Raw genomic sequence first — 12,293 nt, 5'->3', positions numbered from 1 at the left:
CAATTCTACGCCAATTGCCAGCCTGAGAATAGGGTGCTTTCCCCATGCCTCAGTAGCAGGGCGTTCAATTGTGGTCGGGTAGAGTTAAACCGGTGCAGTAGGCAATAAAATTGTAAATACCGCCCCGCCTTCGGGATGATTGCGCGCGCTAATTTGCCCGCCGTGATCAAGCATAATTTGTCGGCTAATCGCTAAGCCCAATCCTGTGCCGCCCCCCATGCGTACCCGACTGCTTTGGATGAATTTATCAAAGATAGTTTCAAGCTCGCTTTCGGGAATTCCGGGGCCATGATCGCGCACTTCAATACTAATTGCAGGTGCGCCATTATCGAGTAAATCGACCTGGTTGATCTGGATATCAATCGAGGCCCCGTTAGGGCTAAATTTAATGGCGTTGGACAGCAGATTAACGATTACCTGCGTGATCCGGGCTTTATCAAAGATCGTGCTGATGTCTTCTTGGCCTTCATTAAACTCGAGTTGTAGTTGTTTGCCAGCCAATAGCGAGCCCATTTCGGCAATTGCCATCCGAATAATCAATTGCAGGCTGTGTTTCCCTTTGTCATAGGTCATCTTATTGGCTTCAAGCCGTGACATATCTAAGAGGTCATTTAGCAGCACGAGCAAACGTTTACCCGAAGCATTGATGCGCTCGTAATAGCGGTTCAGATGTTGTGCTTCGGCGAGTTCTAGTTTGCTGGTTTTGGCTAAGCCCATTTCCGAGAACGACAATATGGCGTGCATCGGGGTGCGCAGTTCATGGCTCATATTGGCGAGGAATGATGATTTGGCCATATTGGCATTTTCGGCTGCATCTTTGGCATCGACCAAGCGTTTTTCAATTTCTTTTAACTGCGCAATGTCGGTGAAGAAGGCATAGGCGTATTCGATGTTTTCCTGCTCGTCCAGTACCACGCCACTATTGATCAGGAAGGGGCGGATAAGCCCATGTTGATCGGCAAGCTCAATATCCATGGTGGTATGTTCTTGCAGGGCAAGATCCATAAGGTCTTGCGGGAAGAACGGGGTACAAGTATCTCCCCAGATCGAGCGCGGATTTAAGCCAATCAAGGTTTCCCGGCTAAAGCCTAACAGGCGGGTGAACGAGTGATTAACGTCACGAATCCGGTGATCTGCATCAATCAGCAAGAAGCCGTCGGCAGTTTGATCAATAATGGTGCGGTTTAATCGCTCTGATTGGCGTAGCGATTGAGCTGCAATCCGCTGTGAAGTAATGTCTTCAATCACCGCAATCATGCCTTTGCTCATGTCGCCAGCGACTAAAGCTTTGGCATAAATCATGGCCCAGAACGGGGTATGATCTCGGCGGTATAGCTCGGTTTCTCCACGGTAAACGCCGCCGGTGGCAATACGTGACCAGATTTTTTGCCGGATGTCGTCAAACTTCTCGGGCGAATGAAAGATGTGGTGTGTTTCGGTGCCGATGATATCGCTACCTGCAAAGCCAAACAGAAGCTCAAAAGCAGGGTTAACCAAGCGCACTACACCATTCATCGATAGCATAATGGCCAATGGGCTGGCATCGAGCACGGTGCGGATCTCTGCGGTGCGTTCTTGCACCATCTCGTGCAGTTGATCGCGGTGCTGGCGTAATTCTTGTTCCGCAACCCGGCGTAATGAGATATCACGTGCGGTGCAGCAAACATAGGCCTCACGCTGGTATTTGATCAGTGATAGCGTCAACTCCATCGGTAGTTTTTCGCCACTGCTGATCTGTAATGGGCTTTCAATACTGATCTGCTTTTGATCTTGTAATTTTTGCCAGTATTCCAGCCAATCATGATCGTTCATTTCAGTGAACAAATCGACAAAATGCTGGCTAAGTAGTTCTTGTTGGCTAAGACCAGATAGGCTGGCCAGACTCTTATTCGAGTAGCGAATCAGCCCACTATGGTCGCACCAAAGTGTTAAATCGGGGGATTCATCAACGGTATGCTGGGTGAGAAACAGTCGTCCCTCAATATCCTCAACCCGGCGAATTTGGCGTAACAGGATATACAGTAGAACTGAGACCACGGCCATCAAGCCTAATGCGACCAGTATGCGAGTTAAGGTTTGTTCATGGAACGGGGCTAGAACGACATCAAGATCGTGTTTGATGGTGATAATGAGCGGTAGCTGGCTTTGGTTAACCATGAAGGTTAATAATTGCTCACCACCCTGAGCGGTGGGCTGGGTAATCGTGCTGTGGCGTTTAAGGCGAAGTTGCTCAAATACCAGAGAATTGTTGGTACGCTCGTTCGTGGCCAGCTTGCTTTCATCGAATGGATAGTTGACCAGCACAATGCCATCACTGCGCAGTAGCTGGATGGACACCCCTTTAGGTAGGCTAAGCGACTCGTAAAATTTCAGGAAGTAGGTCGGCTCCATGCCTGAGAGCAGCACTCCGCCGAATTCCCCGCTTGGGGTGTTAATGCGGCGGGTGAGCGGAATAAGCCACTTCCCATCAGTGCGCGATAAAATCGGCTCGCTAATAAATGGACTAGTGGTGTTGTATAGGCCGTGGTACTGGAAATAGGTACGATCTGCTAAATTGATTTTTCGCGCGGGGTATTCCAGACCATGGCTGTGAATGTTGCCGGTGGGGCCAATGGTGATAATGCCGCGGATTTGCGGTGTTAAGCGTACTTTATCTTTGAGCAACAAGTGCATTAGGTATTCGTCGGCTTTCTCAACCCCGCCTTGGCGATCAAGGTCTTCAGCGACGTTTTGCATCGCTTGTTCTACCGATACAAATGCCCGCGTCGCATTTTCATCCAAGGCCCTAGCGAGTGATTGATCGCTGCGCTGTGCTTCGCTAATCGCTTGGTGATAGTCACGCACAGTGATCCATGCCAGCGTTAGCAGCACTATCAAGACCATAACACCATAAAAACTCAACAAACCCGTACGCAGTCCGCGCAGGGTTTGACGAGTAATATTATTGTTTGGTGTCTTGTGAAAGGCTAAATGGCGTGCGTCAAAGATTTTTCTTATTCTCCAAGGCTTCCCAGCGCTCGAGTTTTTCCAATGTTAGCAACTCAATTTCCTCGATTCTAGCCTGCATTTCGCGTGCTTTGAGCGGGTCGGTACGATAAATAGCTGGATCAAGTAATGATTGTTGTAATTTCGCCTGTTCTGCTTCTAGCGCTTCGAGTTGAGCTGGGATTTGTTCTAGCTCGCGATTTTCGTTGAAACTCAATTTATTGCGGCTGTTTTTGGGCTTGTTCTCTACCGATTTGGCCGCCGGCGTTGGTTCTGGTGCTTTTTTGGATTCAACTTGGCTTGCCAGCATCCGAGCCCGCGCACTAATCCAGTCGGCATAACCGCCCGCATTCTCGAGTAAGACGCCATTGGGTTCAAACACAATCGTTTGAGTCACGACATTATCTAAAAAGGCACGATCATGGCTTACCACAAAGACGGTGCCCGTGTAGCTGGACAATAACTCCTCAAGTAATTCAAGCGTGTCGATGTCCAAGTCATTGGTGGGCTCATCAAGCACCAAAATATTGGCCGGTTTGGTAAATAGGCGGGCCAAGAGCAGACGATTGCGTTCACCGCCCGATAGTGATTTGACCGGGCTGCGGGCGCGTTCGGCAGGGAAGAGGAATTCTTCCAGATAGCCGATGATGTGTTTGCGCTGACCGCCGATTTCGACGTAATCATTGCCTTGACCAACCGTATCGGCAACCGATTGTTCTTCATCGAGTTGCTCACGGAATTGGTCAAAGTAAGCCACTTGCAAGTTGGTACCTTGCTTGACACTACCGGTATCAGGCTGCAAATCACCCAAGATCATTTTCAGTAGCGTGGTTTTGCCCGCGCCATTGGGGCCGATCAAGCCGATCTTGTCGCCACGTAACAGGCGGGTTGTGAAGTTTTTGATTAGTACCTTTTCACTGCCATCCGGATTAGTATACGACTTGCTGACGTTTTCCAGCTCGGCCACCAGCTTGCCGCTACGCTCGCCCGCATCGAGCTGGAACGAGACATTACCTACGCGCTCGCGGCGTGCCGCACGTTCGCGGCGCAATGCTTCAAGGCGGCGTACGCGGCCTTCATTGCGCGTGCGGCGCGCTTTAATGCCCTGACGAATCCATACTTCCTCTTGAGCGAGGACTTTATCAAATTGGCGATTGGCCGTTTCCTCGACCGCCAGCAGCTCGGCTTTTTTGACTTCATAGACCGAGAAATTACCAGGGAAGCTAACGATATTGCCGCGATCGAGTTCGATAATGCGGGTGCTGACATTGTCGAGAAAGCTACGATCGTGGGTAATAAATAACACACTGCCAGCAAAGCTTTTCAGCAAAGTTTCCAACCATTCAATGGCTTGTACATCGAGGTGATTGGTTGGCTCGTCAAGCAATAAGATATCTGGTTCGGTGACCAAGGCACGAGCCAAGGCCACGCGTTTTTTCCAGCCGCCAGAGAGTGAACTAACCAAGGTGTCGGGAGGCAAGTTTAGAATCGACATTGTATTGGCGATCAGAGAATCGAGCCGCCAGCCGTCTTGGTTTTCTAATTCATGCTGCAATTCAGAAAGACGCTGCATGCCCACTTCTGAATCATCCAGATCATGAATGGCAGCATGATAATCGACCAATAATTGGCGGACATTGCCCAAACCTTCTGCGACTGCTTCATACACAGTGTGACTAGAATCAAACACTGGTTCTTGCGGAACAAACGCCATTTTGGCGTTGTTAATCAGGCGAATCGCGCCGTCATCCAACTTATTCACACCGGCAATGGTCTTGAGTAATGATGATTTGCCCGCACCATTGCGCCCAATTAAACCGACACGTTCGCCGGGTTCGAGCACCAGACTGGCACCATCCAATAATGGCCAGTGACCAAAGGCGAGGTGGGCGTTTTCTACGATAAGCAATGGCATGAGTTTACTTGGGCTGTGTTTTTCTAAGGCGCAATTATACGGCTTACGTTTGGACATTGACATGGCGCACGATAGAATCGAGCTCAAATTAAATGTGAGGGGGCCTTAATGAGGCGAATTTTGGCATTGTTTTTATGGAGTTTTTTGTTTGTTCAGCCAACGATGCTGTGGGCAAAAAACAGCGCTGCAAAACAGAAAAAAACGCCCGTTGCGGCAGCAAACAGCCATCACCCAAGCTTGACGACACCTTCTGAATTAAGTGCCGCTACGCCTTATGACCCCAGCAATCCGCCAAATCGTTTACGCGTCTTGGTCGCCTTAGGCCCTTCAAGCTATTTTTTGAAAGATGGTAAACCGCACGGCCTTGAATTTGCCATGCTGCAGGGGTTTGAGTCTGAACTTAATCGCCGACGTAGCAAAAAATTACCTCCGATACGATTACAGTTTATTCCGGTCGATGCTGGTGAATTGATTCCTGCATTACGAGAAGGGCGTGGCGATATTGCCGCCGGCTTAATGCCATTTAATGAAGGTTTAAAGTCGCTAGCCTTATTAACCGAGCCATACGCTAAGGATGAATGGTGTTTACTAAGCCATCGTGACAACCCCTTAAGTTTTGATGCACTTAGCCAAAAACCGCTCACTTTGAGTACCGCAAGCTTGGGACGCAGATTGCTGAGCCAAGAAGACAAAACCGTTGAGTTTAATGAGCCAGCCGTCGGCGTAAGCCCTGAGATGCTGTTGCGTGACATCGATAGCAATTTGACGATACAAACCTTGAGCAGCCGGCTAGTTTTTAGGTTGTGGTCTGCGACCTATCCTAACTTGAAGTTGGGTGAGTGTTTAAATACTTCAGTGCCTTTAGTGTGGGCAGTGAGCAATACTCAGCCTGCTCTATTGGAAGACTTGAACAAATATATTGCCAGTACTAGCCGAGTTGGGATTGAAAAAGCCATAGAGTTGACGCGGCGGTTTTTAATTACCGGCGGTAAAGTTGAGCAAAGCACTAAGGTAAGCTCAATGGATAAGCTAGCGATTTTTGCCCCAGTGTTTCAGGCTGCGGCTGCTGCTAATAATCTAGATTGGCTGTTACTGGCAGCAATTGGGCAAAAAGAATCCAAATTAATGCCGGTGATACGCGCAAATGGGCCCACGGGAGTAATGCAAATTCACCCATCGACCGCTCGGGCGATGGGGGTGAAAGATCCCCATAGTGCTGAAGGTAATGTGTCGGCTGCGGCGGTATATTTAAACTATTTGCGCAAAATGTACGATCGCGAAGGGGTGAGCGAGGAAAATCAGCTGTATTTCATGATCGCCGCATATAACGCAGGTGAAGGGCGTTTGGCGCAATTAAGGCGAACAGCCAAAGCCAAAGGCCTTAACCCAAATGTCTGGGTGGGAAATGTTGAGCAGATTGCTTTAAGTTCAGTGAGTAAAGGAATGGTTGATTATGTTTCTACAGTTAATCGTTATTACCTTGCTTATCAGGCCGCAGAGCGAGCACAAGGGAAACAGAAAAAATCCGAGCCTAAATAGCCCCCTAGCCAGCCCTAAGCCCAAAAGGCATACGGAGGCTGGACGACTTTGGCTGCTCTACCATTAGTTTATTTATAGATATGTAGTAAAACTACGTGATTGTTGCGTTCAAGTTTTGTGATTTGTTTCGAAAAAAAATGTTAAAAAAAATTACAGGTTTAGCTTTTTCCCTGCTTTAAATCATGTATTTCGCTCGCTAAGTGGCGTATTGTTCTGCCTGACAACCCCGCTTTCTATTTCGGAGACTTCTTTTTATGCATTGCGGCACAAAAATTGTGGCCACGCTTGGCCCAGCGTCTACAGACCCAGCAGTACTTGAAAGCCTGATTCAGGCTGGTGTGAATACCGTCCGCTTGAATTTCTCGCATGGTACCGCGCAAGATCATATTGATCGTGCAGCAACCGTTCGCGCAATTGCCAATAAACTGGGTAAATCTGTGGCCGTTCTGGCCGACCTGCAAGGCCCAAAAATCCGCGTTGGCAAATTTGAAAAGAATAAAATCGAGCTGGTAAAAGGCGCTAAATTTGTTCTTGATGCAGAGTGCGAATTGGGTAATCAAGACACAGTCGGTTTGGATTACAAAGAATTGCCGAATGATGTTGAGCCTGGTGTTGTCTTGCTGCTGGATGATGGCAAAATTCAATTGGTTGTGGATTCAGTTGTTGGCCCTAAAGTATTTACTACGGTAACCGTGGGCGGCCCTTTGTCAAACAACAAAGGGATTAACCGTCAAGGTGGTGGTCTTACTGCGCCAGCACTGACCGCCAAAGACATGGAAGACATCAAAACTGCTGCTGTACTCGAAGCTGATTACATCGCGGTGTCATTCCCGAAATCGGCTGCCGACATGTATATGGCGCGCACTTTGGTCCGCGCTGCTGGTGGCCATGCTTTGCTGATCGCCAAAATCGAACGCACTGAAGCGATTACCAATCTGGAAGAAATCCTTGATGCCTCAGACGGCATTATGGTGGCGCGTGGTGATTTGGCGGTTGAAGTGGGTGATGCGGCGGTTCCTGCGCTGCAAAAACGCATGATCAAACTGGCGCGTAAAAAACACAAATTGACCATCACTGCGACGCAAATGATGGAATCAATGATTACTAGCCCAGTACCAACGCGTGCTGAAGTTTCCGATTGTGCCAATGCGGTCCTTGATGGTACTGATGCGGTAATGTTGTCGGCTGAGTCGGCTGCGGGTAAATACCCACTCGAAGCCGTGCAAGCGATGGCGCGTACTTGCTTTGAAGCTGAGCGTTCGGGCGAAGGCAAAATTGAAGGCGAATTCGATAACGTTAGCGACTTCGAGCGCATCGATATCGCCGTGACGATGTCAGCGGTATATGCAAGCAGCAACATGAACGTGAAAGCCATCGTATGTATTTCACATTCGGGTGCTTCAGCGTTGTGGCTGTCGCGTTATATCACTGGGGTGCCTATTTATGTATTTACCCAAGAAGTAAATACTTACCGCAAGCTGGCGCTATACCGTCACGTTACGCCGATTATGGTGGATGCGAAGCTCGGTCCAGATCGCGAAGCTCACGTGGCTTACGCGCAACTAGAATTGCTGCGCACTGGCAAAGTGGTACCTGGTGATCGCGTGATTGTCACGCTGGCTTCGCAAAGCAATGGTGTGAATACCGGTGCTAACACTATGCGGATTATTCAGATTGCTCAAGGCCAACGCGCTTAAGCATTCCAAGCCGCAAGAATCAAACAGCCGACTAAAGTCGGCTGTTTTCGTATGTAGAGGATAATTGGATGAGCCAACTCATCAATCAAGACGAGGTTGTCATCACCGCGATTCGGGCGCAGGGCGCGGGCGGGCAGAATGTCAATAAGGTCTCCAATGCAGTGCATCTGCGGTTTGATATTCGGGCCAGCAGTTTGACTGATGATCTAAAGCAGCGTGTGCTCCAGTGGCCAGACCAGCGGATTAGCAAAGAGGGCGTCATCATTATCAAGGCGCAAGCCTCACGCAGTCTGGAAGCCAATCGCTATGAAGCGCTGCAGCGCCTGCAGGCCTTGATTGATCAGGTGGCCTATCGCCCCAAAGCGCGACGAGCCACCAAGCCCAGCTGGGGTTCGCAACAAACCCGAATGGATAAAAAGAACCAGCGTGGCTCAATAAAATCATTGCGCGGGAAAGTTCGCATCGATTGAATGGGCTCAAGGCGCGTACAATAGCGTTTTAGCAATGAGATTCGCACCATGAGCACTGATAATCCAGCAGCAGTCCGCCTATCCAAACGTATGGCGGAATTGGGCCTTTGCTCACGTACCCAAGCCGATGTGCTGATCGCCGAGGGGCGGGTGATGGTCGATGGCCAAATCGTCGATGTACTAGGAAGCCGGGTCTTACCGCATCAGGAAATCAAGATTGTTGAGGTCGATTTACTTAGTAGCGCACTAACGCCCAACGATAAAATCACTGTGCTGTGGCATAAGCCAGTGGGCATTGCGGCATGGCCAGGTGCAGAATTTACGTCATTTTTTGTCCCGGAGCAGCGTGCTGCAGACGATCGCTCCGGCATTGTCTGGCTTAAAAAACATCGCTCACGTTTGGTGACACCGCTGGGCTTAGATGCCGATGCCAGCGGCTTGGTGATTTTGACCCAAGATCAGCGTTTGGCTCAAAAGCTGGCGCAGGTGAATGATTTTGAGCAGGAATATTTAGTCTGGTTAAACCAAGTGGCCAGCAGCGAGCAAATTGACGCGATGAATGCCGTCAAAATGTTTGACGAGCAGCCGATCAAGGGTTGGAAAACCAGTCGCCAAAGCGAGCAACAGTTACGAATGGTGATACGCGCCAATGCCGAGGGCGTCGTGCCCGATTTGTGTGATGTAGCCAAGCTGACGGTCAAAGCCTATAAACGCCACCGCATTGCGCGCTTGCCACTGGGTAATTTGCCAGAAGGGCAGTGGCGTTATTTAATGCCGCACGAGAAAATCTGATTTGGTTTGTTGGGTATAGCTCTGTAGGCTAGGTAGATAATAATCTACAGAGTTATACCCAGTATTTAGGCATTCGTCTCAATCTGATTGCGGATCACCTGATTAAATGCCTTGACCCAAGGCGCCGAGAATTGCCGATCCCCAGCGTTAATTTCGGCGATTGCGCGCAAGGTCGATTTTTGCTGTCCACGGTGGCTGTGCTTGAGCAAGATGGCTTCAAAAGCGTCGACAATCGCCAAAATCTTTGCACCATCGCAAATGTCTTTTTCACCCAAGCCATTGGGATAGCCGCTACCGATCACGGTCTCGTGGTGTTGCAAGATCATCTGCGTTGCTTGCTGCCAGCCCACAAAGCGATTGGCGATTTCGGCCGCCCATAAAGGGTGACGTTGCAGCGCCACTTTAGCTTCATCGGAGAGCTTTTCTGGTTTGAGCCATTGTGATTCAGGCAAGAACATCATGCCGATATCATGTAAATAAACCGCTGCCTCCAGCTGCTCAGGGTCGACGCGATTACCGGCGATTTTGTTGGTTGCCAGCGCATAGCTCAGATTACGCTCGGTGCGCCCTTGAAACAGCGGTGAGCGCGCTTCCAGCTGCAGCGCCAGCTCGCGGAAAAACACCAGATCCTGATGCAATTCATTACTGCTGCGCTGCTGAGTGCTGGGTGAAAAATCTTTATTCAGTGCGCTACCGGGCTTAAATCCGGTTACCGCTTCAATCAGCCGAATGGTCGCCGCATCCAGTTCGGCGACGGCTTGGCGCGATAGGCTGTCCAGCCCATTGGCCAGAGACAGCAGGCCCAGCGGTGCTAGAGGTTGCCGCTCAGCCAGCAAATCAATGGCTTGTTCAATCCGATCCAGCGTCAGTAAAAAAATTTCTGCCAAGCCATCGCTGCAGATAATCTCCCCATCGCGCATTCTGGAGAGCAAGGTTTCGGCGCTATGAATAATCGGAATCACAAATGGCAGCCGACACAAGCCTGCATCGCCTTTGATATTGTGAAACTCGCGAAATAAATTGGTGATAATGACGCGATCTTCTGGCGCCTGTTTTAGTTTGGCGACTAGCGTTTCAATTTCCGGTGCGTGATCGGCCAAGGCATCGCGAAAGTCTTGAAATGAATTCCAGTCTTCCACTTGCGGATTAATCAGGTCAACACTGGCAATTTCGATCGGGCTGCTCATGGGCAATCTCCAAGGCGCCGGGCTTGTCCTTTGAGGTGCATCGCCGTGCCGTCTGCGTGAATTAAATGGTCAAAACGATATTGCTCCCGATTGGCGCTAAACTCAATCTCGCTGTGCAAGGTGGCGGGTTTCGGTTGGCTGCAACGCACATCAATGCTGATGTGGAGCCCTTTTTGCTGCATAGCGGGCGCCTCACAATACAGATTTTCTTCTAAACCAAGTCGGTGCCATTGCTTGAGCTTAGCGGCATCTAGGCACTGCTCCAGCGTAACTGTGCCCGCATCCGCGTCAAAACTCAGACCATTTTGCCGCGATTGAACAGTAATTTTGGATTTCATCTTGGCCAGCGCAGCTTTCTGTTCCGCCGGTATTTCGCTAGTGATCGACCATAGACCCGGTTTGGGGAGGAATTCTGCCGCCGAGACGCAGCCGATTGTGGTGATGTTGATTAAAAACAGACTTAGCGCTAGGGCGCAGGTTTGGCGTCGCTTATTTGCGGTTGTAGATTTCATCGTTGAGTCCAATAAAGCGGTAAGATAGCTGGTATTGAGTTTGTTTATAGCTGCTAGCGGCGCTCAAGTGTCTTTTTTGGAGTATTTGGTATGACGCAGTTTTCAGTATTGTCCGCAGTGCAAGTGCGTGTCTTAGGGGTGTTGATCGAGAAAGAACGCACCGTGCCCGATACCTATCCCTTAACTTTGAATAGCCTGTTGGCCGGTTGCAATCAAAAAAGTAGCCGCGAACCGGTAATGGAGTTAACTGAGTCTGAAGTGCTCGAAGCACTTGATGAGCTTAAAGCCACTGGCTGGGTAGTTGATCATCTAAGTGGCCGCGTTGCGCGCTATAGTCACCAATTTGGCAAAGTATTACAAATTCCAAGTCAATCAGTGGCGGTGTTAGCGGTGCTGATGTTGCGCGGCCCACAAACGGCTGGTGAGTTACGCAATAATTGCGAGCGTTTGCATCGGTTCGCCGATATTTCGGCAATTGAGGCTTTCTTGGCAGAATTGGCTGAGCGAGCCGAATCTGCATTAGTCACATTACTACCACGTCAGCCAGGGGCTCGTGAATCGCGTTGGGCTCATCTGCTTGCCGGTGAAGTCGATTTGAGTGCCTCTGTGGTGAGCGCTGCGCCATCCAATCACACTGCCTTGCTTGCAAGAGTCGAGCAGCTTGAAACGGCCTTGGCGGCGCTGCAAACCGAGTTTGCTGCGTTTAAAACTCGCTTGGGCGAGTGAAAATTCACGCTTAGCGGAAAAACGCGTCGCAATTATGCGATTTTGCTCAATTTTTGTGGTTTTGATGCAAAAAACGCTTGCCAGCGCTGCCGCGCTCGGCGAATATATCAACCGCAGGATCTTCAAGCAGTGGATGTGTGTGTCGTAGTGGCCTTGCCGTACCGCAGTGCTTTCCCTTGATTTTCGTGCATCTTTTATTTATTCCGCATTTTAGGATACGAAAAATGGCACAAGGTACCGTTAAGTGGTTCAACGACTCTAAAGGCTTCGGCTTTATTACTCCAGACGAAGGCGGCGAAGATCTGTTTGCTCACTTCTCTCAAATCGTGTCTAAAGGTTTCAAAACCTTGGCTGAAGGTCAAAAAGTTTCTTTCGAAGTAACTACTGGCCCTAAAGGCAAACAAGCTTCTAACATCCAACCTCTGTAATTCAGAGTTGCTTGTTTAAGTAAGTAGAAAACCCAGCAAAAG

Annotated in this window: 10 protein-coding genes; 6 read left to right on the top strand and 4 right to left on the bottom strand. The window is 49.6% G+C overall.

The genetic code is table 11. The annotated features are described in order from the left end of the window. Positions 1-84 precede the first annotated feature (84 nt). Positions 85-2,871: a PAS domain S-box protein gene (locus tag HZU75_RS01550; protein ID WP_228028245.1), complete on the bottom strand. Its 2,787-nt coding sequence runs from the start codon at positions 2,869-2,871 to the stop codon at positions 85-87. Between the two features lie 109 nt (positions 2,872-2,980). Continuing rightward, positions 2,981-4,900: an ATP-binding cassette domain-containing protein gene (locus HZU75_RS01545; RefSeq protein WP_180307463.1), complete on the bottom strand. Its 1,920-nt coding sequence runs from the start codon at positions 4,898-4,900 to the stop codon at positions 2,981-2,983. Between the two features lie 108 nt (positions 4,901-5,008). Between HZU75_RS01545 and HZU75_RS01540 the strand changes: the two genes are divergently transcribed. The 4 genes from HZU75_RS01540 (at position 5,009) to HZU75_RS01525 (ending at position 9,398) form a co-directional block, all read left to right on the top strand. Continuing rightward, positions 5,009-6,439 (top strand): MltF family protein, encoded by a 1,431-nt coding sequence (locus HZU75_RS01540; RefSeq protein WP_180307462.1) that lies wholly within the window; start codon positions 5,009-5,011, stop codon positions 6,437-6,439. Between the two features lie 254 nt (positions 6,440-6,693). Then, on the top strand, positions 6,694-8,136 hold the full coding sequence (pyk, locus tag HZU75_RS01535) for a pyruvate kinase (RefSeq protein ID WP_180307461.1): 1,443 nt from the start codon (positions 6,694-6,696) through the stop codon (positions 8,134-8,136). 68 nt (positions 8,137-8,204) lie between these two features. After that, positions 8,205-8,606 (top strand): alternative ribosome rescue aminoacyl-tRNA hydrolase ArfB, encoded by a 402-nt coding sequence (arfB, locus tag HZU75_RS01530; RefSeq protein ID WP_180307460.1) that lies wholly within the window; start codon positions 8,205-8,207, stop codon positions 8,604-8,606. A 48-nt stretch (positions 8,607-8,654) separates the two neighbouring features. Beyond that, positions 8,655-9,398 (top strand): S4 domain-containing protein, encoded by a 744-nt coding sequence (locus HZU75_RS01525; protein ID WP_180307459.1) that lies wholly within the window; start codon positions 8,655-8,657, stop codon positions 9,396-9,398. A gap of 65 nt (positions 9,399-9,463) precedes the next feature. Here HZU75_RS01525 and HZU75_RS01520 read toward each other — a convergent pair whose 3' ends face one another. Together HZU75_RS01520 and HZU75_RS01515 are read right to left on the bottom strand one after the other, a co-directional pair. Then, positions 9,464-10,585 carry an HD-GYP domain-containing protein gene (locus tag HZU75_RS01520; RefSeq protein WP_228028151.1) on the bottom strand — a complete coding sequence of 374 codons (1,122 nt, stop codon included), beginning with the start codon at positions 10,583-10,585 and terminating at the stop codon, positions 9,464-9,466. Then, positions 10,582-11,097 carry a DUF3617 domain-containing protein gene (locus HZU75_RS01515; protein WP_180307458.1) on the bottom strand — a complete coding sequence of 172 codons (516 nt, stop codon included), beginning with the start codon at positions 11,095-11,097 and terminating at the stop codon, positions 10,582-10,584. Before HZU75_RS01515 ends, HZU75_RS01520 begins: the two co-directional genes overlap by 4 nt. A gap of 90 nt (positions 11,098-11,187) precedes the next feature. On the opposite strand from HZU75_RS01515, the gene HZU75_RS01510 reads away from it, so the two are divergent. Continuing rightward, the gene (locus HZU75_RS01510) at positions 11,188-11,823 is read left to right on the top strand and encodes a YceH family protein (RefSeq protein WP_180307457.1); all 636 of its coding nucleotides are present in this window, start codon (positions 11,188-11,190) and stop codon (positions 11,821-11,823) included. A gap of 224 nt (positions 11,824-12,047) precedes the next feature. Then, positions 12,048-12,251, top strand: coding sequence for a cold-shock protein (locus HZU75_RS01505; RefSeq protein ID WP_157670506.1), 204 nt, complete (start codon positions 12,048-12,050; stop codon positions 12,249-12,251). Positions 12,252-12,293 lie beyond the last annotated feature (42 nt).

Source organism: Chitinibacter fontanus (genome assembly GCF_013423785.1).
Lineage (GTDB): Bacteria > Pseudomonadota > Gammaproteobacteria > Burkholderiales > Chitinibacteraceae > Chitinibacter > Chitinibacter fontanus.
The sequence above is the reverse complement of the archived record's forward strand: the minus strand, read 5'-3'. Positions and strand labels throughout refer to the sequence as shown.

Coding starts and splice junctions, on each gene's coding strand:
- arfB (WP_180307460.1), top strand. CDS start 8,205: ATGAGCCAACTCATCAATCAAGACGAGGTTGTCATCACCGCGATTCGG.
- HZU75_RS01545 (WP_180307463.1), bottom strand. CDS start 4,900: ATGCCATTGCTTATCGTAGAAAACGCCCACCTCGCCTTTGGTCACTGG.
- HZU75_RS01510 (WP_180307457.1), top strand. CDS start 11,188: ATGACGCAGTTTTCAGTATTGTCCGCAGTGCAAGTGCGTGTCTTAGGG.
- HZU75_RS01515 (WP_180307458.1), bottom strand. CDS start 11,097: ATGAAATCTACAACCGCAAATAAGCGACGCCAAACCTGCGCCCTAGCG.
- HZU75_RS01525 (WP_180307459.1), top strand. CDS start 8,655: ATGAGCACTGATAATCCAGCAGCAGTCCGCCTATCCAAACGTATGGCG.
- HZU75_RS01520 (WP_228028151.1), bottom strand. CDS start 10,585: ATGAGCAGCCCGATCGAAATTGCCAGTGTTGACCTGATTAATCCGCAA.
- HZU75_RS01505 (WP_157670506.1), top strand. CDS start 12,048: ATGGCACAAGGTACCGTTAAGTGGTTCAACGACTCTAAAGGCTTCGGC.
- pyk (WP_180307461.1), top strand. CDS start 6,694: ATGCATTGCGGCACAAAAATTGTGGCCACGCTTGGCCCAGCGTCTACA.
- HZU75_RS01540 (WP_180307462.1), top strand. CDS start 5,009: ATGAGGCGAATTTTGGCATTGTTTTTATGGAGTTTTTTGTTTGTTCAG.